Annotated in this window: 16 protein-coding genes and 2 tRNA genes; 9 read left to right on the forward strand and 9 right to left on the reverse strand. The window is 60.7% G+C overall.

All coding sequences use genetic code 11. From position 1 onward, the window contains the following. Positions 1 to 9: 9 nt before the first annotated feature. The 3 genes from PSH59_RS20765 (at position 10) to PSH59_RS20775 (ending at position 4392) form a co-directional block, all read left to right on the forward strand. Entirely contained in the window at positions 10 to 1545 is a 1536-nt protein-coding gene (locus tag PSH59_RS20765; protein WP_248079896.1) for an AmpG family muropeptide MFS transporter, read from the forward strand. A 157-nt stretch (positions 1546 to 1702) separates the two neighbouring features. Beyond that, on the forward strand, positions 1703 to 3418 hold the full coding sequence (locus tag PSH59_RS20770; protein ID WP_305393566.1) for a proline--tRNA ligase: 1716 nt from the start codon (positions 1703 to 1705) through the stop codon (positions 3416 to 3418). A 20-nt stretch (positions 3419 to 3438) separates the two neighbouring features. Then, the gene (locus PSH59_RS20775) at positions 3439 to 4392 is read left to right on the forward strand and encodes a hypothetical protein (RefSeq protein ID WP_248079892.1); all 954 of its coding nucleotides are present in this window, start codon (positions 3439 to 3441) and stop codon (positions 4390 to 4392) included. A 65-nt stretch (positions 4393 to 4457) separates the two neighbouring features. Here the strand turns inward: PSH59_RS20775 and dinB are convergent, their stop codons facing one another. Beyond that, positions 4458 to 5516 (reverse strand): DNA polymerase IV, encoded by a 1059-nt coding sequence (gene dinB, locus PSH59_RS20780; RefSeq protein WP_305393567.1) that lies wholly within the window; start codon positions 5514 to 5516, stop codon positions 4458 to 4460. Between the two features lie 278 nt (positions 5517 to 5794). Here dinB and PSH59_RS20785 point away from each other — a divergent pair. The 4 genes from PSH59_RS20785 to PSH59_RS20800 all read left to right on the forward strand — a co-directional run bounded on the left by PSH59_RS20785 (position 5795) and on the right by PSH59_RS20800 (position 10414). After that, positions 5795 to 5871 (forward strand) — tRNA-Met (locus PSH59_RS20785). 270 nt (positions 5872 to 6141) lie between these two features. Continuing rightward, a tRNA-Met gene (locus tag PSH59_RS20790) sits at positions 6142 to 6218 on the forward strand. 267 nt (positions 6219 to 6485) lie between these two features. Continuing rightward, complete coding sequence (mprF, locus tag PSH59_RS20795; protein WP_305393568.1) at positions 6486 to 9128, forward strand: bifunctional lysylphosphatidylglycerol flippase/synthetase MprF; 2643 nt, start codon at positions 6486 to 6488, stop codon at positions 9126 to 9128. Then, the gene (locus PSH59_RS20800; protein WP_305393569.1) at positions 9128 to 10414 is read left to right on the forward strand and encodes a virulence factor family protein; all 1287 of its coding nucleotides are present in this window, start codon (positions 9128 to 9130) and stop codon (positions 10412 to 10414) included. The genes mprF and PSH59_RS20800 overlap by 1 nt, the downstream gene beginning before the upstream one ends. Before the next feature lie 77 nt (positions 10415 to 10491). Here the strand turns inward: PSH59_RS20800 and recJ are convergent, their stop codons facing one another. Together recJ and PSH59_RS20810 are read right to left on the reverse strand one after the other, a co-directional pair. Beyond that, the gene (gene recJ / locus PSH59_RS20805; RefSeq protein ID WP_248079884.1) at positions 10492 to 12201 is read right to left on the reverse strand and encodes a single-stranded-DNA-specific exonuclease RecJ; all 1710 of its coding nucleotides are present in this window, start codon (positions 12199 to 12201) and stop codon (positions 10492 to 10494) included. A gap of 60 nt (positions 12202 to 12261) precedes the next feature. Beyond that, positions 12262 to 12804, reverse strand: a complete 543-nt coding sequence (locus tag PSH59_RS20810) for a YaeQ family protein (protein ID WP_248079882.1) — start codon at positions 12802 to 12804, stop codon at positions 12262 to 12264. Between the two features lie 148 nt (positions 12805 to 12952). On the opposite strand from PSH59_RS20810, the gene PSH59_RS20815 reads away from it, so the two are divergent. Both PSH59_RS20815 and PSH59_RS20820 read left to right on the forward strand, forming a co-directional pair. Beyond that, the gene (locus tag PSH59_RS20815) at positions 12953 to 14152 is read left to right on the forward strand and encodes a CaiB/BaiF CoA-transferase family protein (RefSeq protein ID WP_305393571.1); all 1200 of its coding nucleotides are present in this window, start codon (positions 12953 to 12955) and stop codon (positions 14150 to 14152) included. A gap of 16 nt (positions 14153 to 14168) precedes the next feature. Further along, positions 14169 to 15032: a TIGR02285 family protein gene (locus PSH59_RS20820; RefSeq protein WP_305393572.1), complete on the forward strand. Its 864-nt coding sequence runs from the start codon at positions 14169 to 14171 to the stop codon at positions 15030 to 15032. A gap of 170 nt (positions 15033 to 15202) precedes the next feature. Here the strand turns inward: PSH59_RS20820 and PSH59_RS20825 are convergent, their stop codons facing one another. The 6 genes from PSH59_RS20825 to rplS form a co-directional block, all read right to left on the reverse strand. Further along, positions 15203 to 15487, reverse strand: a complete 285-nt coding sequence (locus PSH59_RS20825) for a DUF3509 domain-containing protein (RefSeq protein WP_248079876.1) — start codon at positions 15485 to 15487, stop codon at positions 15203 to 15205. Between the two features lie 365 nt (positions 15488 to 15852). Beyond that, a complete protein-coding gene (gene thrC / locus PSH59_RS20830; protein WP_248079874.1) occupies positions 15853 to 17262 on the reverse strand; it encodes a threonine synthase in 1410 nt (469 codons plus the stop codon). Positions 17263 to 17365: 103 nt separating this feature from the next. Further along, entirely contained in the window at positions 17366 to 18670 is a 1305-nt protein-coding gene (locus tag PSH59_RS20835) for a homoserine dehydrogenase (RefSeq protein WP_248079872.1), read from the reverse strand. Positions 18671 to 18799: 129 nt separating this feature from the next. Continuing rightward, a complete protein-coding gene (locus PSH59_RS20840; protein WP_003175893.1) occupies positions 18800 to 19531 on the reverse strand; it encodes a thioredoxin fold domain-containing protein in 732 nt (243 codons plus the stop codon). 144 nt (positions 19532 to 19675) lie between these two features. Beyond that, entirely contained in the window at positions 19676 to 20572 is an 897-nt protein-coding gene (xerD, locus tag PSH59_RS20845; RefSeq protein WP_248079866.1) for a site-specific tyrosine recombinase XerD, read from the reverse strand. A gap of 256 nt (positions 20573 to 20828) precedes the next feature. Further along, positions 20829 to 21179 carry a 50S ribosomal protein L19 gene (rplS, locus tag PSH59_RS20850; RefSeq protein ID WP_003175895.1) on the reverse strand — a complete coding sequence of 117 codons (351 nt, stop codon included), beginning with the start codon at positions 21177 to 21179 and terminating at the stop codon, positions 20829 to 20831. Between the last annotated feature and the right edge of the window lie 40 nt (positions 21180 to 21219).

Below are 21219 nucleotides of genomic sequence, written 5' to 3' on the forward strand. Positions count from 1 at the left end.
CTCCAGCCCATGCCCCGTAAAACCTGGCGCGCCGCGCTCGCTGCCTATGCCAGCCCCTCGACGTTAGTGCTGTTGTTGCTCGGCTTCGCCGCCGGCTTGCCTTACATGTTGGTGTTCTCGACGCTTTCGGTGTGGTTGCGCGAGGCCGGTGTGGCTCGCGAGACCATCGGCTATGCGAGCCTGATCGGCCTGGCGTATGCCTTCAAATGGGTCTGGTCGCCACTGCTCGACCAATGGCGCCTGCCGCTGCTCGGCAAACTCGGACGGCGTCGTTCGTGGCTGGTCCTGTCCCAGTCGCTGGTGATCCTCGGATTGATCGGCATGGGCTTCTGCGACCCGCAAAAACACTTGTCCTGGTTGATTGCTATCGCGGTGATCGTGGCCTTCGCGTCCGCCACCCAAGACATCGCTGTCGATGCTTATCGCCTGGAAATCGCCGACGACAGCCGCCAGGCCGCACTGGCCGCCAGCTATATGTCGGGCTACCGCATTGCTGCCCTGCTGGCCACGGCCGGCGCACTGTTTTTTGCCGAAGGCTTCGGCTCCACCGGCTTCAACTATAAGCACGCGGCGTGGACCGGCACCTATGTGCTGTTTGGCGTGCTGATGATCCCTGCGCTGCTGACCACCCTGTTCATGCGCGAACCGAATGTGCCCTTGCGCACCCAGTTGCAGGCCGGGCGCTACAGTTTCGTGCATCAACTGGCGTCGGTATTTGTGCTCATCGTGCTGCTGGTGTCCGTGCCGGCCATGTTTACCCAGCTGTTCAACACCGACTTCGCCAGCGTGCTGTTCCAGGGCGTCAGCCTGTGGGACCTGCTGATGGAAGACCGCGCCTTCCTGCGCGCCATCCTCTATATCACGCTCACCGCCCTGTGCCTCTCGGCCATGGGGCGCCGCGGCCTTGCACCAGTGCTGACGCCGGTCAACGACTTTATCCTGCGCTACCGCTGGCAAGCGTTGCTGCTGCTGGGGCTGATCGCCACCTATCGCATGTCCGACACGGTGATGGGCGTGATGGCCAACGTGTTCTATATCGACCAGGGCTTTACCAAGGACCAGATTGCCGGGGTCAGCAAGATCTTCGGCCTGATCATGACCCTGCTCGGCGCCGGCATGGGTGGCCTGCTGATCGTGCGCTTCGGCATCCTGCCGATCCTGTTTATCGGCGGTATCACGTCGGCCGGCACCAACCTGCTGTTCGTGATGCTTGCCGACATGGGCCCGGACCTGCAGATGCTGATCTTCACCATCTCTTTGGATAACTTCAGCTCGGGCCTGGCCACGTCGGCGTTTGTGGCCTACCTGTCGAGCCTGACCAACCTTAAGTTCTCCGCGACCCAATACGCCCTGCTCAGCTCGATCATGCTGCTGTTGCCACGTCTGATCGGCGGGTATTCAGGGGTCATGGTGGAGAAGTTCGGCTATCACAACTTCTTCCTGATCACCTGCATGTTGGGCGTGCCGACGCTGCTGCTGATTGCGCTGCATTGGTATCAGGAGAATCGGCGACTTCGCTTGAGTCCTCCGACTGAAGAGCAATAGCCCTGTAAAGACAGGGCTTTTGTAGCCAGCAGGCGCCCCTCGCCGCGGCAAGCTCTGCGCCTACAGACAGCCCTGGATTCTGATGCCTGTACGGCGGCAGTTTGCGCCCGTACAATCCCAAGTCATTTCAAGTCCAAGCAACCGACAACGGCCTACCATGCGTACCAGTCAATATTTGCTCGCCACACAGAAAGAAACGCCTTCCGACGCAGTCGTGATCAGCCATCAGTTGATGCTGCGCGCCGGTATGATCCGCAAACTGGCCTCGGGCCTGTACACCTGGCTGCCCATGGGCTTGAAGGTGATGCGCAAGGTCGAAGCCATCGTTCGTGAAGAAATGAACGCCGCAGGCTCTCTCGAAGTGTTGATGCCGAGCACTCAACCGGCTGAGTTGTGGCAGGAATCCGGGCGCTGGGAAGAGTACGGCCCTGAGTTGCTGCGCTTCAAGGACCGTCATGGCCGCGACTTCTGCGCGGGCCCGACCCATGAAGAAGTGATCACCGACCTGATGCGCAACGAGCTGAGCAGCTACAAACAGCTGCCGCTGAACCTGTATCAGATCCAGACCAAATTCCGTGATGAAATCCGCCCACGCTTCGGCTTGATGCGTGGCCGTGAGTTCATCATGAAGGACGCCTACTCGTTCCACGCCGACCAGGCATCGCTGCAGGTCACCTACAACCGCATGCACCAGGCCTACTGCAACGTGTTCACGCGCCTGGGCCTGAAGTTCCGCCCGGTTGAAGCGGACAACGGCTCCATCGGCGGCGCCGGCTCCCACGAGTTCCACGTGCTGGCCGAGTCCGGCGAAGACGATATCGTGTTCAGCAACGGTTCCGACTACGCCGCGAACATCGAGAAAGCCGAAGCCATACCGCGTGAAACCTCGCGCTCTGCCCCGGCCGAAGAGCTGCGCCTGGTAGACACCCCTGAGACCAAGACCATCGCGGCCCTGGTGGAAAAATTCAATCTGCCGATTGAAAAGACCATCAAGACCCTGATCGTGCGCGCCGAGGAAGAAGGCAAGCTGATCGCCCTGGTGGTGCGTGGCGACCACGAACTCAACGAAATCAAAGCCGCCCAGCAACCTGGCGTGGCCAGCCCGCTGGTCATGGCCACCGATGCCGACCTGCGCGACGCGATTGGCGCCGGCGCCGGTTCCCTGGGCCCGCTGAACCTGCCGTTGCCGATCATCATCGACCGCTCGGTCGAGCTGATGAGCGACTTTGCCATTGGTGCGAACATCGACGACAAGCACTACTTCGGCGTGAACTGGGAGCGCGACCTGCCGGTGCCGACCGTGGCCGACCTGCGTAACGTGGTCGCCGGTGACCCAAGCCCGGATGGCAAGGGCACCCTGGAAATCAAGCGCGGCATTGAAGTCGGGCATATCTTCCAACTGGGTAACAAGTACAGCAAGGCGATGAAGTGCGAAGTGCTGGGCGAGAACGGCAAGCCGATCACCCTGGACATGGGCTGCTACGGTATTGGTGTCTCCCGCGTGGTTGCCGCTGCCATCGAGCAGAACAACGACGAGAAAGGCATCATCTGGAGTGACGCCCTGGCGCCGTTCCAGGTAGCCCTGGTACCGCTGCGCTACGAAACCGAGCAAGTACGCGAAGCCACCGACAAACTGTATGCCGAACTCACGGCCGCCGGTTTTGAAGTGCTGCTTGATGACCGCGACAAGAAAACCAGCCCGGGCATCAAGTTCGCCGACATGGAACTGATTGGCATCCCCCACCGCATCGTGGTCAGTGACCGCGGCCTGGCCGATGGCAATCTGGAATACAAAAGCCGGACCGAAGCCGAAGCCCAACCGTTGCCGGTGGCTGACGTGCTGTCTTTCCTTCAGGCGCGTATTCGTCGCTGAAAACCAGATCAAGAGAAGTCATGTTCAAGCGAAACACCAGAGCCCTGGGGGGCGCCGCCTTGTGCGGCGCCCTGCTGGTCAGCGGCTGCGCCAACCAGATGTCGCAACGCAGTGAGCACGAGGAGCGGGTCGAGCGTAAGTTGCTCGACCACAGCCTGCAGATCGACGTAGGCGAACCCAAAGTGCTGGAGCTGCCGCAACGCCGGGTGCGCATTCACGAGCAAAAGACCTTTGAGGTCACTGAGTTCGAAGTTACCCGTCGTTATGACCGCTACACGCCCTACCAGCCCTGGCGGAAACTCTACGAGATGCCCCTGGGAGCAGTGGCGCTGGTGGCAGGCGCCGGTGCCAACGTGGCGAATATCTTCGCGCTCGGTCACTTGCCGACCAGCATGACCCACGACTGGCTGACCTACGGCGTGGACGGGCTCAACCCGTTCATGAACGTGCAATCCCATGGCCGTGCGCAACAGAACCTGGCGGGTATCGATGAAGTCCAGCGCGACAAACGCGTGGAGTATTCGAGCCTGCCCTGGAGCGAGCGCCCGGTACAGGTCATTGCCGGCAGACAGACGCATGAGCTGACCACCGACCGCAACGGCGTCCTGCGCCTGAACCTGTTGGACAGCCCGTTTGCCGAACAAGACCTGAACCGCGTGACCACGTTGAAGATCAGTGTGGAAGATGGCCAGGACGATGTGCACTCGGACTCGACCCTGGCGATCAGCAGCACCTTGCGCGGCAAGCTGCTCGAAGCTCACGGCCTGATCTACGACGATCTGGAAGACGACGAAGTCAGCCAGTGGGTGCATCGAGTCAAACGCTTGTCGGAACTGGGTCTGGAAGAAGAAGCCAGTGAACTGGAACAAAGCCTGATCGAACTGACCCGCAATGATCCGGAGTTGCAGCAGGAATTTCTGCAAGCACTGACCAAGGATGCGGGGCGGTTGGTGGCGGATCCAGGGGCACGCTGAGCCCAAGATCTGTGGAGATCAAATGTGGGGGCTGGCTTGCCGGCACTCACATTTTTATCCGATGACTACCAGGAAAACTCGAGTTGCTCGTTACCGCTGCTCAGGTCCAGCAACCGCACACCAATCCCTAACAACCGCACCGGTTTTCCGCCCCGGTTAAACGCCTGCGTCAGCAGCTGTTGATAACTCTCCAGGTCCCGCCCTGCCCCGGCCTGCTCCAGCGTGGTCTGGGTAAAGTCATGAAACTTCACCTTCACGAACGGCTTGCCCGCGCGGTAGCTGCTATCGATGCGGGCCATGCGCCCGGCCAGGGTCTCCATCAGTTCCGGCAGCTTCGCCAGGCAACTTGAAAGATCCGGCAGGTCCACATCGTAGGTATTTTCCACGCTGATCGACTGCCGACGACTGTCGTTTTGCACCACCCGGTCATCGATCCCACGGGCCAGGCTCCAGAGCCGCTCGCCAAAACTGCCGAATTCACGCACCAACGCCAGCTTGTTCCACTCGCGCAGTTGCAGGCAGTCCTCGATCCCCAGGCGCGCCAGCTTATCGGCGGTGACCTTGCCCACGCCGTGCAATTTGCTCACGCGCAGCTGGGAGACAAAGTCTTCGACCTGATCCGGGGTAATCACGAACAGACCGTTGGGTTTTTTCCAATCACTGGCGATCTTGGCCAGGAATTTGTTCGGCGCCACGCCGGCGGAGACGGTGATGTGCAATTGGTTGGAGACCCTGCGGCGAATATCCTGAGCGATCCGCGTCGCACTGCCGCCAAAATGCGAGCATTCGGAGACGTCGAGGTAGGCCTCATCCAGCGACAACGGCTCGATCAAGTCGGTGTAGTCGCGAAAGATCGTCTGGATTTCCTTCGACGCTTCTTTATAGGCATCCATACGCGGCTTGACGATGGTCAGGTCCGGGCAGAGCTTCAAGGCATGACGCGATGACATCGCCGAGCGCACCCCATAGGCCCGCGCCTCGTAGTTGCACGTAGCGATCACGCCCCGCCGATCTGCCGAGCCGCCCACCGCCAGCGGTTTTTGCGCGAGGCTCGGGTCGTCACGCATCTCGATGGCGGCGTAGAAGCAATCACAGTCGACGTGGATGATTTTGCGCTGCGTCATATAAAAGAGGGTGTAATCCAACGGGCGGGCAGTATCGCATTCACCCCTGTATATAGCACCAGTAGTTTGAATCTTCCGCCCAAGCGGTAGGAAAACTTCCCGATGGATTTGTTTTTTCAATCGAGTTTGGCCTTCCAATAGAGCTGCAAGCCGCGGCCCGACTGGCCCGCGCGCTCAAAACAAGCCCCAATGGAGAGCTAAGCGATTGAACCACAAGCCGTTTTCTTGAATTAGGAGTTGACACACCCGCGTTCCGCTGTAGAATGCCGACACACAGACGCGGGATGGAGCAGTCTGGTAGCTCGTCGGGCTCATAACCCGAAGGTCGTCGGTTCAAATCCGGCTCCCGCAACCAAACATCAAAAAAGGCTACTCGAAAGAGTGGCCTTTTTTGTTTTTGTGGCGCGAGGGTTTTGACCCGCGCCACAATGCAAAGCAGCCACACACCAGATACCGTGCACTTCACTACGCACTGTCCGCAGCCCGGCGCGGGTCAAGCCCGCACTACAAAAAGCGTTTTCAATCGCGAACTTAGGTTACTTGTCCGCTATTTCACACTTTTTTGACTCGGCGGTTGATTAACGGTTGACACCTCTCCGCTGGGCTGTAGAATGCCGCCCACAGACGCGGGATGGAGCAGTCTGGTAGCTCGTCGGGCTCATAACCCGAAGGTCGTCGGTTCAAATCCGGCTCCCGCAACCAAACATCAAAAAAGGCTACTCGAAAGAGTGGCCTTTTTTGTATCCGGCGAAAAAGTTCTTCTGAAACAATGGCATGGCATCTTTCATGAAACCGTACACGGTTCTGTAGAGTCCATCTCTTCACACGCTATGCTTATGTCTCTACGACCAATGGCCGCAGTCGCCGCCCCCGGCGATCCGCGTTAATATTTGTAATTATTTTGTCCATAGGGATTGGTAACTTGGCTGGATACCCCCATCCTGTCGCGCACAATCCACGAGGTGATTGATGCGCGCCAACTCGTCTGAACCAAAAGACACCGTCACAGCAGAACAACCGATCCCCCCCACCCGTTTGCGTTGGCTGGATCTGTTGAGCAAGTACCGGCAACCCATCGGACTGGCCGTCACATTGCTGCTGTTCGCAATCGCTCTGATCGCCTGCCGACACCTGTTGCTGGAGCTGGATCTCTACGCGCTCCATGACTCGATCCTGGAAGTGCCCAAGCCGGCCTTGCTGGGTGCATTCGCGGCAGCGGTCGCCGGGTTCATCATTCTATTGGGCTATGAGTTTTCCGGCGCACGTTACGCCGGAGTGACACTGCCCGCCAAAACCTTGGCCCTGGGCGGCTTCACCGCGTTTGCCATCGGCAACGCCATAGGCCTGTCGATGCTCTCGGGCGGTTCGGTGCGTTACCGTTTATATGCACGACATGGCATCGGCGCGTCAGAAGTGGCCCACATGACCGTGTTCGCCAGCCTTGCCCTGGGTTGTGCCCTGCCGCCACTGGCTGCATTGGCCACACTGAGCAATTTGCCGGCCGCATCGACCTACCTGCATTTGCCGCAAAGTCTGCTCGGCGGCGTTGCCGGTGCTGTGCTGCTGTTGTCGGCAATGCTGTGCGTCGGTATTTATCGCCGCCGCCTGCCGGAACAACCGTATCCGGACAACCTGCTGGTCAGGGTCGGCCGTCGCACCCTGCGCCTGCCGGGCCGTCGCCTGACGTTTCTGCAACTGATCATCACCGCACTGGACGTCGCCGCAGCCGCCACCGTCCTTTATATGCTGCTGCCGGAAGCTCCGCCCCTCGGCCCATTCCTGCTGGTGTACCTGCTGGCTCTGGCCGCCGGCGTACTCAGCCATGTGCCGGGTGGTGTGGGGGTGTTCGAAGCAATTCTGCTGGCCGCCTTCGCCGACAAGCTCGGTGCCGCGCCACTGGCAGCCGCCCTGCTGCTGTACCGCATGATCTACGTGGTATTACCGCTGCTGATCGCCTGTGTGTTCCTGCTGATCAACGAAGCCCAACGGCTGTTCCAGACCCAGCAGAGCCTGCGCGTTGCCTCGGGTCTGGCGGCACCGGTGCTGGCCGTACTGGTTTTTTTGTCCGGCGTGGTTCTGCTGTTTTCCGGCGCCACGCCAGAAATCGACTCACGCCTGGAAAACATCGGCTTCCTGATTCCACACCGCCTGATTGACGCCTCGCACTTTGGCGCCAGCCTTATCGGCGTGCTTTGTCTGTTGTTGGCACAGGGCCTGCGTCGGCGTTTGTCGGCCGCCTGGATGCTGACCATGGTGCTGTTGCTGGTAGGCGCCCTGCTCTCGCTGCTCAAAGGTTTTGACTGGGAAGAAGCCAGCCTGATGACCATGACGGCGGTGTTGCTGGCAATCTTCCGGCGCTCGTTCTACCGCGCCAGCCGCTTGACCGAACTGCCGTTTTCGCCGCTGTATCTGGTGGCCAGCGTCTGCGTGCTGGGCGCCTCGATCTGGCTGCTGCTGTTTGCCTATCAGGACGTGCCGTACAGCCATCAACTGTGGTGGCAGTTCACCCTCGACGCCAACGCCCCCCGTGGCCTGCGCTCATTGCTGGGTGCCGCCGTACTGCTGGTGATCGTTTCGCTGACCTGGCTGCTGCGCACCGCGCGCCCGGTGATCCACCTGCCGACCCCGGATGAGCTGGAACGCGCGAGCAAGATCCTGATGGCCTCGTCCCAACCCGACGGCGGCCTGGCCCTGACCGGTGACAAGGCGCTGCTGTTTCACCCTAACGACGAAGCGTTCCTGATGTATGCCCGTCGCGGGCGCAGCCTGGTGGCCTTGTATGACCCGATCGGCCCGACCCAACCGCGCGCCGAGATGATCTGGCAATTCCGTGACCTGTGCGACATCCACCACGCCCGCCCGGTGTTCTACCAGGTGCGCGCGGAGAACCTGCCGTATTACATGGATATCGGCCTCACCGCGATCAAGCTGGGCGAAGAAGCCCGCGTCGACCTGAAACGCTTTGACCTGGAAGCCAAGGGCAAAGAGATGAAGGATTTGCGCTACACCTGGAACCGTGGCACCCGCGACGGCCTGTCGCTGGAGATCTGCGAGCCGGGCACAGCGCCGATGGATGAATTAAAAGTTATCTCGGATGCCTGGCTTACCGGTAAGAATGTGCGCGAAAAGGGCTTTTCCCTGGGCCGCTTCAGCGATGACTACCTCAAGCACTTTCGTATCGCGATCATTCGCTTCGAAGGGCGGCCGGTCGCCTTCGCCAATCTGCTTGAGACCTACAACCACGACCTGGCCAGTCTCGACCTGATGCGCGCCCACCCCGATGCACCCAAGCTGACCATGGAGTTCATGATGGTCGGCCTGATTCAGCACTATAAGGGTCACGGTTATGCACGCTTCAGCCTCGGCATGGTGCCGCTGTCGGGCCTGCAGCCGCGACGTGGCGCACCGCTGACCCAACGTTTGGGTTCGATGGTGTTCCGCCGCGGTGAGCAACTGTATAACTTCCAAGGTCTGCGCCGCTTCAAAGACAAGTTCCAGCCTGACTGGGAACCCCGATACATGGCTGTGCCCGCGGGTCTTGATCCGCTGGTGGCACTGGCCGACACCGCCGCCCTGATCGCGGGTGGCTTGACTGGATTGGTGAAACGCTGATGACTCGACGCTCGTGGCGGTATGTATTGGCCTTTTTAGTGCTGCTCGCGCTGGTTCTGGGCGGTGGCTTCTGGTTCTGGAACCGCCCTGCCCCGCAGCCGATCCTGGAGCAACTGCCCCAGGCCGATGGCTCGGTGCTGACCCGCGTCACCCCGGCCGGCACCCCCAAAGCGCGCGTCGCCGTGGCGGTGATGGCCGATGAAACCCTGACCGACAGCCAACTCATCGCACTGAGCCAGGGTGGCAAGGCGCAGATCGTCCAGTTGATCCTGCCAAAAGACGACTGCACGCTGCAGGAACAAGCGCTGCAAAGCGCCCTGGGCCAGCTCAAGGGCCCAGCGACGCTGGTCAGCGGCATCGGTCCTGGCGCCGCCCTCGCCTGGCGCTGGCTGGCAGCTCAGAACGACGACAAGGCCAACGCCATCTCCGTCGGTTTCACCCTGGTGCAGGAAGGCTGCAAGGACCCGCTGCCGAAGACGGCCGCCCACGGCAACTGGCTGGTGGCCTGGAACGACAACCCTGACGATGAAAGCGCCAGTTTCGTACGCGACACACCGCGCGCCACTACCAGCATCAGCGACTACGACATTCACTACCCGCAAGTGCTGAACAACGAGCTGCGCAAGCAACTGGTGGGTTCGGACAACGGCGGGCTGGCGATTCCGGTGGTTGAAGTACCGGCGGGCCAGGCCAAAGACACCGTGACCCTGTTCCTCTCCGGTGACGGCGGCTGGCGTGACCTGGACCGCGACGTGGCCGGTGAAATGGCCAAGATCGGCTACCCGGTGGTCGGCATCGACACCCTGCGCTACTACTGGCAGCACAAAACCCCCGAACAAAGCGCCAAGGACCTCGCCGAGCTGATGCAGCACTACCGCCAGAAGTGGGGCACTCAGCGCTTCGTGCTGACCGGTTACTCATTCGGCGCCGACGTGCTGCCAGCGATCTACAACCGTATGCCGGCGAACGAACAGCAGCGAGTCGACGCGATCATCCTGCTGGCCTTCGCCCGCACCGGCAGCTTTGAGATCGAAGTGGAAGGCTGGCTTGGCAATGCCGGCAAAGAAGCCGCCACCGGCCCGGAGATGGCCAAGTTGCCGCCGGAAAAAGTGGTGTGCATCTACGGCGCGGAAGAAGCCGATGAGAGTGGCTGCACCGACAAGACCGCGGTGGGTGAGGCAATCAAATTGCCGGGTGGGCATCACTTCGATGAAAACTATCCGGCGCTGGCCAAGCGGTTGGTGGATATCATCGTCAAGCACCAAGCCAAGGATAAAGCTGAGTAATCCCTGGTATTACATGGCTTGAAATACGGGAGGGGGTAAGCCCCCTCCCGTATTTGTTTTTGCACTGTTGCGTAGATTCAGCGCGGCTCGATGTGCGCAATCATCAACTGCACGGTTTCATTGCCACGAAACTCGTTCACGTCCAGCTTGTAGGCCACTTCGACCCAACGCACCGTCGGATTTGGCCACACTTCCCGGTCCACACCAAACGCAATGCCATCGAGTTTCACCGACCCGCATTCGCTCTTGAGCACCACTTTGAGGTGCCGCTCCCCCACCACCCGCTGCTCGACCAGCTGGAATACGCCATGAAACAACGGCTCGGGAAAGTGTTGGCCCCACGGCCCGGCATGTCGCAGGGCGCGGGCCAGCTCCAGGTGAAACTCTTCCACCGCCAGGGAGCCGTCGGACAGCAGACGACCGGTGAGGTCTTCTTCGCGCAGCTGCCGACGCACTTCGGCATCAAAGGCTTCGGCAAACAGTGGGAAATTGGCCTCAGGCAGCGTCAGCCCCGCCGCCATCGCGTGGCCGCCGTACTTGGCGATCAGGTGCGGGTGCTGGCTGGCGACGACTGCCAGCGCATCACGGATGTGAAAACCCGGCACAGAGCGTCCTGAGCCCTTGAGCAGGCCGTCACCGGCGTCGGCGAAGGCGATGGTCGGGCGGAAATAGCGTTCCTTCATGCGCGACGCCAGGATGCCGATCACGCCCTGGTGCCATTGCGGGTCGAACAGGCACAAGCCGTAAGGCATCGATTCCACCGGCAAGTCCTTGAGCTGGGCCAGGGCCTCGCGTTGCATGCCTTGCTCGATGGATTTGCGGTCCTGGTTCATGCCGTCCAGTTGCGCGGCCATTTCCCGGGCGGCGGCGACATCCGTGGTGAGCAGGCATTCGATGCCCAGGCTCATATCGTCCAGGCGCCCGGCTGCGTTGAGGCGCGGCCCGAGGATAAAGCCCAGGTCCGTTGAGGTGATGCGCGCAGCGTCGCGCTTGGCCACTTCAAGGATCGCCTTGATCCCCGGCCGCGCACGCCCCGCGCGAATCCGCTCCAGGCCCTGATGCACCAGGATGCGGTTGTTGGCGTCCAGCGGCACCACGTCGGCGACGCTGCCCAGGGCAACCAGGTCGAGCAGGTCGCCGATATTCGGCTGCGGTGTGTTGGCGTACCACCCCAGCTCGCGCAGACGCGCACGCAGGGCCATCAGCACATAAAAGATCACGCCCACGCCAGCCAGGGCCTTGCTTGGAAATTCACAGCCGGGCTGGTTCGGGTTGACGATGGCGTCAGCCGCCGGCAGCTCCTCGCCGGGCAAATGGTGGTCGGTGACCAGTACCTGCAGGCCCGCTGCTTTCGCCGCTGCCACACCTTCCACACTGGAGATGCCGTTATCCACGGTGATCAGCAGTTGCGGCTCACGCTGCAGGGCCACCGCGACAATTTCCGGGGTCAGGCCGTAGCCATATTCGAAGCGGTTGGGCACCAGATAATCGACATGCGCCGCCCCGAGCAAGCGCAAGCCCAGCGTGCCCACGGTGCTGGCGGTGGCGCCATCGGCGTCGAAGTCGCCGACGATCAGGATGCGCTGGCGCTGTTCGAGCGCTGTCACCAGCAGGTCCACCGCCGCATCGATGCCTTTGAGTTGCTGATAGGGAATCAGCCGCGCCAGGCTCTTATCCAGCTCGACCTCCGATTGAACGCCGCGCGCGGCGTAAAGACGGGTCAACAACGGGGGCAATTCACCAAGAAACGGCAAGACGGCAGGCAACGGGCGAGGGTCGATACGCATGGGGTGACGGGAGCTTCTCTTCTGATTCAGGAATAAAACAGGTAACCGGTGGCGATCAGATCAATCGCGTTCGCCGACCAACCACTCAAGCTGCACTTCATGCTGGCCACGGTCGTCGGTGACGAAGACCGTGCCTTCACTGATCATCACGTCCCACTTGATCACGCGGGGCATGTCTTTGGCCAGGGTTTCGAGCACCTCCTGCGGCACGGCGGCGATGTGTACGTTCTTCAGGTTTTTCGCCACGGGCACCACTTTGCCTTCCCATACACGCAGGCTGCCGTACGCCAGCAGGCTGGTGCGTTCGGTGCGACGTGAGCACCAGGTCAGGCGGTCGGCATCGGGCTGACCGACTTCGATCCAGTGCAGCACCCGATCATCCAGACTTTTTTCCCACAGAGCTGGTTCGTCTACATCTGACAGACCGCGCCCGAAAGACAGTTGCTCGTTATAAAAGAGCGCGTAGGCCAACAGGCGCACGGTCATGCGTTCTTCGGTTTCCGAGGGGTGGCGGGCGATGGTCTGTTTGACGCTCTCGTACACCGAACGATCAAGGTCGGTGAGGTTGAGTTCGAATTTGTAGGTCGTGGACGGCTGGGCCATGAACGGGCTTCTAAAGACAGGGAAAGGCGGCCAGTCTACCCGATGGCGGGGCCATTCAACGAATCCTGCGCTGCATCATCCTTATCCCTGGCCCGCTCGGCTATGTTAAAAGGCTTCACACACCCGCTCTGCACCCGAAAGGATCCCCATGTCGTTTAATGCCAAACCGCTTGCAGGCCTCAAAGTCATCGAACTCGGCACCTTGATCGCCGGCCCGTTCGCCTCACGCATCTGCGCGGAGTTCGGTGCCGAGGTGATCAAGGTTGAATCCCCGGATGGCGGCGACCCGCTGCGCAAATGGCGCAAGCTGTATGAGGGCACCTCGCTGTGGTGGTTCGTGCAGGCGCGCAACAAGAAGTCGCTGACGCTGAACCTCAAGCACCCGGAGGGTCTGGCGATTCTCAAACAGCTGCTCGCAGACGCCGACATCCTCATCGAGAACTTCCGCCCCGGCGTGCTGGAAAAGCTCGGGCTGAGCTGGGAAACCCTGCACGCGCTGAACCCGAAACTGGTGATGGTGCGCCTCTCTGGCTTTGGCCAGACCGGGCCGATGAAGGACCAGCCCGGGTTTGGTGCCGTTGGCGAATCCATGGGCGGTTTACGTTACATCACCGGCTTCGAAGACCGCCCGCCGGTGCGCACCGGGATCTCCATCGGTGACTCCATCGCCGCGTTGTGGGCGGTGATCGGGGCGTTGATGGCGCTGCGTCATCGCGAAGTCAACGGCGGCGTCGGCCAAGTGGTGGATGTGGCGCTGTATGAGGCCATCTTCGCCATGATGGAAAGCATGATCCCCGAGTTCGACGTGTTTGGCTTTATCCGCGAGCGCACCGGCAACATCATGCCCGGCATCACGCCCTCCTCGATCCACACCAGCGCGGACGGCAAGCATGTGCAGATCGGTGCCAACGGCGACGCGATCTTCAAGCGCTTCATGTGCGCCATCGGCCGCGATGATTTGGCCAATGATCCGCAACTGGCCAGCAATGACGGCCGCGACGGACGCCGTGATGAGCTGTACGGGGTGATAGACCGCTGGGTGAACTCGTTGCCACTGGAACACGTGGTGGAGCAGCTCAATAAGGCCGAAGTGCCCGCCAGCCGGATCTACAGCGCCGAAGACATGCTTGGCGATCCGCAATTCCTCGCGCGGGAGATGTTCCTCAAGGCGCAATTACCGGGCGGTAAAGACTTCAAGATGCCGGGCATCGTGCCCAAGCTGTCGGATACCCCCGGCAGTTGTGAATGGGTCGGGCCGCAATTGGGCGAACACAACAGCGTGGTGCTCAACGCACTGGGTTACGACGCAGCGGCCATCAGCCGTTTACGCGAACACGGTGCCATCTGATGGCGTACACAAGCTAATGGCGTGCCGCTGGCTGCTTGGGCTGTGTATGCCATTGTTCGGGCTGGCACCGCTGCCGCTGCAGGCGGCCGACACCTTGACCTGGTTGATCAGCGACCTGCCGCCGCTGACCTTCTTCGACGGCCCGCAAAAGGGCCAGGGCGCCATCGACGAATTGCTGCCAATGCTGATCGAGCGCCTGCCCGAATACGAACACAAGGTCGTGCACGTCAACCGGGCACGCGGCCTGCAAATGCTCCAGGCCCCTGCCCTGAGCTGCGATCCCAGCCTGCTGTGGACTCCGCAGCGGGCCAAGTGGGTGGTGTATTCAGGTCCGGCATTTTCCATCGTCAGTAATGGCGTGGCGGTGCGCCAGGACCGTCAGGCTGCGCTCGCGCCATTGGTCACGCAAGGCAAGATCGACCTCACGGCCTTGCTGCAGGACGAACAAACGCGTCTGGGCATGGTGGCCGAGCGCAGCTATGGGACCTTCATCGATGGCGTGATGGCGCGTACTGACGCCCACTACCGCGTGCTGCACTACGGCAATGATGCCCTCGGCAGCCTGTTGCAGATGCAGCGGCTGGGGCGCCTGGAAGCGGTGCTGGGTTACTGGACCGAAATTCGCTATCACGCCCTGCGCCAAGGCATCGATCCGCTGACGCTGGCGTTCTATCCGATTGCCGGCGCCATGCCCTATCAGCGCGTTCATATCGGTTGCTCCGATACACCTCAAGGTCATCAGGTCATCGAGCACCTCAACGGGGTGCTGAGCAAGCTGCCTCAGGATAAACTGCTGCACGCCTACGCCAACTGGCTCGACCCCGCATTGCGCGCGCAGTACCTGACCGATCACCCCCGGTTCTATCGGGACGCGCCCTGACAAATCGCAGGCAAAAAGAAACCCCGAAGTGTGGGGAGACACGACGGGGTTAAACGTGGCCAACAAAGACCAGTACAGCAAGCCACGAACACCGGAGCACAATGCTCGCTCTTGCTGTTACGAAATCTGACCGGCCACGCTGTAGGAAGTTTCCAACGGTGAACAATTCTTCATGCGCGAGCGGCGCCGCGGGTCTGGGCGGCGTTGCGCAGGGCGGCGATAACCGAAGGTTCTACACGCCCTTCAGCAATTTTGATGTCACGCAGCAGGCAGTCCACCACATCCACCAGGAGGCGCTTGTCCATCAATTGCGCACGGTCGACATCTCGTTCGACCACGATCGCGCCGGCAGGGTTTTTCACGGTCACCAGGCACTCGTCCTGCACACCAGCGGTGGTCAACGTCACCTGATAAGGGCTCAGTGCTTCTTCGAGCAATAGGCTGATACTTTCCATTTTGATCACCACTCAATAGTTCGCAAACATTCTTGTAAACGGGAGCTGCCTCTTTCCTAAGTGACTGGTTGTGACGCAGGAAAGTTCGCTTTTTCGTTTTCGCGGGGTCGCCGGGGGATGACGTTTCCAGCATGCGCTTGCAACATGACAGGCAAAAAACGGTGGCACATAAATGCTTACGCAATGGGCCGCTTTTTTAGGGTGGGTGTGGCAACGGCAGTCGTCGCAACGATTGCGTCGGTCACAGGGATAGCGATCAAATTGCTCATATAACCGAGCATGTCACCTTCCGAGCGCGAGCTATAAACAAAAAACGCCGCTGACCCAAGACAGGGAGAGCGGCGTTTTTACACTCGCGACTTGCCTTACAACGGCTTGCCCCGATTGCCATGCTGGCTGACAAATGCCTGCACAGCCTTCAGGTCATTGGCCAACACCGTGCAACGCTCTTCACGCTCGAACAGGTCCGCCAGGTGTGCCGGCAGTTCCAGGGCCTTGCCAACACCGGCCTTTTCCACCGCTTCCGGGAACTTGACCGGGTGGGCGGTCCCGAGGATCACCATCGGGATATCCAGGCTGCGACGGCATTCGCGCGCGGCCTTCACACCAATGGCGGTGTGCGGGTCGAGCAGCTCGCCGGTCTGGGCGTAGACCTCAGCGATGGTTTCGCAGGTCTGTGCATCGTCAACCGCCAGGGAGTCGAACAGTTTGCGAGTTTCGGTCCAACGCTCTTGCTCGACGTTGAAACCGCCACCGCTCTTGAAGCTGTCCATCAAACCGGCAATCGCCGCACCGTTGCGCCCGTGCATGTCGAAGAGCAGGCGCTCGAAGTTCGACGACACCATGATGTCCATGGACGGCGACAGGGTGGCGTGCAGGGTTTCCTTGACGTACCCGTTGCCGCTCATGAAGCGATGCAGGATGTCGTTGCGGTTGGTGGCGACGATCAACTGGTTGATCGGCAGGCCCATGTTGCGCGCCAGGTAACCGGCGAAGATATCGCCGAAGTTACCGGTCGGCACCGAGAACGACACCGAACGCGCAGGGCCACCCAGCTGCAGGGAGGCGTGGAAGTAGTAGACGATCTGGGCCATGATCCGCGCCCAGTTGATCGAGTTCACCGCCACCAGGCGTGTGCCCTTGAGGAAGCTTTGGTCAGCGAAGCTGTTCTTGACCATTTCCTGGCAGTCATCGAAGTTGCCTTCGATGGCGATGTTATGGATGTTGTCCCCAAAGAGCGTGGTCATCTGGCGACGCTGCACTTCCGACACTCGCTGGTGCGGGTGCAGGATGAAGATGTCGACGTTTTCGCAATGCTTGCAGCCTTCGATGGCCGCCGAACCGGTATCACCGGACGTGGCGCCCATGATCACCACGCGCTCGCCGCGCTTGGCCAGCACATAGTCCAGCAGGCGACCCAACAATTGCAGGGCGAAGTCCTTGAACGCCAGGGTCGGGCCGTGGAACAGCTCAAGGACCCACTCATTACCATTTAGTTGACGCAACGGCGCGATGGCGCTGTGGGCAAACACACCGTATGTCTCTTCGAGGATCTTCTTGAAGTCCGCGTCCGGAATGCTGCCGGTGACGAACGGGCGCATGACCCGGAACGCCAGCTCGTGGTACGGCAGGCCGGCCCAGGAGGCGATTTCTTCCTGGGTGAAGCGTGGCAGGTTTTCCGGCACGTACAGGCCGCCGTCGGTGGCGAGGCCCGCCAGCAGGACGTCTTCGAAATTCAGGGCCGGTGCCTGGCCGCGGGTGCTGATGTAGCGCATGAAAGCAAACCTTCGGTTTGAGCTGCAAGCTTTAAGCTACAAGCTGCAAGTTGAAGCGGTTCGGCTTTTACTTGCAGCGTGTAGCGTGGCACTTGCAACTGAATTAATTGAGATGTTCGACGCGAATCCGAACGACCGGCCCAACGACGCCCTGCAACGCTTCGAGCGCCTTGATAGCATCGTTGATGTGCTGTTCGAGCACGCGGTGGGTCAGCAGGATCATCGGCACCTGGCCGTTTTGCTCCTCGACTTCCTTCTGCATGATCGACTCGATGTTGATACCACGCTCCGAGAGAATGCTGGCCACCTGAGCCAACACGCCCGGGTGATCCTTGGCCTGGATGCGCAGGTAGTAGGCACTTTCGCAGGCTTCGATCGGCAGGATCGGGTGGGCCGACAGCGAATCCGGCTGGAACGCCAGGTGCGGCACACGGTTTTCCGGGTCGCTGGTCATGGCGCGAACCACGTCTACCAGGTCGGCGATCACCGACGACGCGGTCGGCTCCATGCCGGCGCCGGCGCCGTAGAACAGGGTTGAACCGGCTGCGTCGCCGTTGACCATCACCGCGTTCATCACGCCGTTTACGTTGGCGATCAGGCGATCGGCCGGGATCAACGTCGGATGCACACGCAGCTCGATACCGGCCGGGGTGCTGCGCGCAACACCGAGGTGCTTGATGCGGTAGCCCAGGGCTTCGGCGTAATTCACGTCGGCCGTGGTCAGCTTGGTGATGCCTTCGGTGTAGGCCTTGTCAAACTGCAGCGGGATACCAAAGGCGATGGATGCCAGGATGGTCAGCTTGTGCGCGGCGTCGATGCCTTCCACGTCGAACGTCGGGTCGGCTTCGGCGTAGCCCAGGGCCTGGGCTTCGGCCAATACGTCTTCGAAGGTACGGCCCTTTTCGCGCATTTCGGTGAGGATGAAGTTACCGGTGCCGTTAATGATGCCGGCCACCCAGTTGATGCGGTTGGCGGACAAGCCTTCACGTATCGCCTTGATCACCGGGATGCCGCCGGCCACGGCCGCTTCGAACGCCACGATCACGCCCTTTTCGCGGGCTCTGGCGAAAATCTCGTTGCCGTGAACGGCGATCAGCGCCTTGTTGGCGGTGACCACATGCTTGCCGTTCTCAATGGCCTTGAGCACCAGCTCGCGGGCCACGGTGTAGCCGCCGACCAGCTCGATGACTATGTCGATCTCAGGGTTGGTGGCCACGGCGAAGACATCGTTGGTAATCGCAATACCGGTCGTTTGGAACTGAGGCTTTGGCGAACGCGTGGCAATTTGCGCCACTTCAATCCCGCGCCCTGCACGGCGGGAAATTTCTTCAGCGTTACGCTGAAGTACGTTGAAGGTGCCGCCACCGACGGTCCCTAACCCACAGATGCCTACTTTGACCGGTTTCACTGAAGAACTCCCCATGAAACGGCCGACGCTAGGTCGGCCGTGGAAAACAGCCGCACGACTGCGGCTCTCAATTAATGACCCACAGGCTTAGCAGCAGGCCATGATCGTCAAAGGTTCGACGATGCTGGTTTATTTGGCACTCAGCGCCAGTTTGGCAACTTGTGGTGCCGGCTGGTAGCCCGGAATCACCTGACCGTCAGCCAAAACGATGGCCGGCGTACCGTTCACACCAATGGACTGGCCCAGGGCGAACTGCTTGGAGACCGGGTTGGCGCACTTGGCGGCCTTGATTTCCTTGCCGTCGACCATCTTGTCCATGGCCGCTTTTTTGTCGGCCGAGCACCAGACCGCCTGCAACTGCTCGTCACCCGGTGAACCCAGGCCCTGGCGCGGGAACGCGACATAGCGTACTTCCACGCCGAGCTTGTTCAATGCAGGCACTTCGGCATGCAGTTTATGGCAGTACGGGCAGGTGGTATCGGTGAATACGGTGATGTGGGTCTTGGTCTCGCCGATAGCCGGGTAAACCACAGTTTCAGCCACCGGGATGCCATTGATCAGCTTGGACACGCCCAGGCGCTCGGCTTTTTCGGTGAGGTTGACCGGTTTGCCATCCTTCAACTGGAACAGGTAGCCCTGGACGATGTACTGGCCATCGGCACTGGCATACAGCACGCGACTGCCCTTGAGCTTGACTTCGTACAGGCCGGCCATCGGGCTGGCGCTGATGCTCTCGATCGGGGTGTCGAGCTGCAGGTTGGCCAGGCTCTTGCGAATGGTCTGCTCGGCAGCGTCATCGGCGACGGCAAAGGTGGAAACCAACGCAATGGCTGCGGCGGCAATAATCTGGGTCAAGCGCATGGGAACTCCTGAAGGCAGATGAGGGGACGGGAAGGAACACCGCTGCCTGTGCAGACACGGGTCGGGACCGTCACCTTTGCTAACCGGCAAAGCCTACCACAGTTGGGCCGCAGGGCAGCCCGTGGCGGCAGAAATTGGCGGTTTTCAGCCGCGAGGGTGGTGCTTGGCGTGCATTTCCTGCAAGCGTGCACGCGCCACGTGCGTGTAGATCTGAGTGGTGGATAAGTCACTGTGGCCGAGCAGCATTTGCACCACACGCAAATCGGCGCCGTGGTTGAGCAAATGGGTAGCGAACGCATGACGCAACGTGTGGGGCGACAGCGTCTTGCCGATCCCGGCGACCTTGGCCTGGTGTTTGATGCGATGCCAGAACGTCTGGCGGGTCATCTGCTCGCCGCGCTGGCTGGGAAACAGCACGTCGCTGGGGCGCCCGCCGAGCAATTCGCCACGGGCATCACGCATATAGCGATCGATCCACACGATGGCCTCCTCACCCATCGGCACCAGCCGCTCCTTGCTGCCTTTGCCCATCACCCGCAGCACGCCCTGACGCAGATTGACTTGTTCCAGGGTCAGGCTGATCAGCTCGGTCACCCGCAGGCCACAGGCGTACAGCACCTCCAGCATCGCGCGGTCACGCTGGCCGATGGCTTCGCTGAGGTCGGGGGCCGCGAGCAAGGCCTCGACATCGGCTTCCGACAAGGATTTGGGTAAGGGCCTGCCCAGTTGCGGCATGTCGATTTGCAGGGTGGGATCGACGCCGATCAACTTTTCCCGCAGCAGGTAGCGATAAAAGCCCCGCACGCCGGACAGAAATCGCGCCGTGGAGCGCGGCTTGTAGTTCTGCTCCAGACGCCAGGCCAGGTGATCGAGGATCAGCTCGCGGCCCGCGTTGATCAGCTCCAGGTTTTTCTCTTGTAGCCAGCCGTTGAAAAGCGCGAGGTCGCTGCGGTAGGCCTGGCGGGTGTTGTCTGACAGTCCTTTTTCCAGCCAAAGGGCGTCGAGGAAGCGGTCGATCAGGGGATGGTCAATGGCGGGCATGGGGGCTCAGGCTGATGACGGTGATGTCCGGTAGATCCTATCGCAGGCAAGCCAGCTCCCACACGGATTTGTGTCGCGCGTAAGATCGTTTCCACGCTCTGCATGGGAATGCCGTCTTGGACGCTCTGCGTCCGCTCTTGAAGTCGTGACGCAGAGCGTCACAGGATGCGTTCCCACGCGGAGCGTGGGAGCGATCAAATCCCAGGCACAAAAAAGCAGCCCGCAGGCTGCTTTTTTCTGCATCGGAACGCTGGACTTAAGCCAGTTTTTCCTTGATGCGAGCTGCTTTACCGGACAGGTCACGCAGGTAGTACAGCTTGGCTTTACGTACGTCACCGCGACGCTTAACGGCCATGCTGTCGATTTGCGGGCTGTAGGTCTGGAAAGTACGCTCTACGCCAACACCGTTGGAGATTTTACGAACAGTGAAAGCACTGTTCACACCACGGTTACGCTTGGCGATTACCACGCCTTCGAACGCTTGCAGACGCGAACGGTCGCCTTCCTTTACTTTCACTTGAACGACAATAGTGTCGCCTGGGGCAAAGGTAGGGATCTCTTTGGTCATCTGCTCTGCTTCGAGTGCAAGGATGATTTTGTTAGTCATGCTGTGCTCCTAAGGTAAGTCAATGGACCTACCATCGATA

Source organism: Pseudomonas sp. FP2309 (assembly GCF_030687575.1).
Lineage (GTDB): Bacteria > Pseudomonadota > Gammaproteobacteria > Pseudomonadales > Pseudomonadaceae > Aquipseudomonas.

Coding starts and splice junctions, on each gene's coding strand:
- PSH59_RS20800 (WP_305393569.1), top strand. CDS start 9,128: ATGACTCGACGCTCGTGGCGGTATGTATTGGCCTTTTTAGTGCTGCTC.
- PSH59_RS20840 (WP_003175893.1), bottom strand. CDS start 19,531: ATGCGCTTGACCCAGATTATTGCCGCCGCAGCCATTGCGTTGGTTTCC.
- PSH59_RS20820 (WP_305393572.1), top strand. CDS start 14,169: ATGGCGTGCCGCTGGCTGCTTGGGCTGTGTATGCCATTGTTCGGGCTG.
- PSH59_RS20810 (WP_248079882.1), bottom strand. CDS start 12,804: ATGGCCCAGCCGTCCACGACCTACAAATTCGAACTCAACCTCACCGAC.
- PSH59_RS20775 (WP_248079892.1), top strand. CDS start 3,439: ATGTTCAAGCGAAACACCAGAGCCCTGGGGGGCGCCGCCTTGTGCGGC.
- PSH59_RS20765 (WP_248079896.1), top strand. CDS start 10: ATGCCCCGTAAAACCTGGCGCGCCGCGCTCGCTGCCTATGCCAGCCCC.
- mprF (WP_305393568.1), top strand. CDS start 6,486: ATGCGCGCCAACTCGTCTGAACCAAAAGACACCGTCACAGCAGAACAA.
- rplS (WP_003175895.1), bottom strand. CDS start 21,179: ATGACTAACAAAATCATCCTTGCACTCGAAGCAGAGCAGATGACCAAA.
- PSH59_RS20770 (WP_305393566.1), top strand. CDS start 1,703: ATGCGTACCAGTCAATATTTGCTCGCCACACAGAAAGAAACGCCTTCC.
- PSH59_RS20825 (WP_248079876.1), bottom strand. CDS start 15,487: ATGGAAAGTATCAGCCTATTGCTCGAAGAAGCACTGAGCCCTTATCAG.
- dinB (WP_305393567.1), bottom strand. CDS start 5,516: ATGACGCAGCGCAAAATCATCCACGTCGACTGTGATTGCTTCTACGCC.
- thrC (WP_248079874.1), bottom strand. CDS start 17,262: ATGCGCTACATCAGCACCCGCGGCCAGGCACCGGCCCTGAATTTCGAA.
- recJ (WP_248079884.1), bottom strand. CDS start 12,201: ATGCGTATCGACCCTCGCCCGTTGCCTGCCGTCTTGCCGTTTCTTGGT.
- xerD (WP_248079866.1), bottom strand. CDS start 20,572: ATGCCCGCCATTGACCATCCCCTGATCGACCGCTTCCTCGACGCCCTT.
- PSH59_RS20815 (WP_305393571.1), top strand. CDS start 12,953: ATGTCGTTTAATGCCAAACCGCTTGCAGGCCTCAAAGTCATCGAACTC.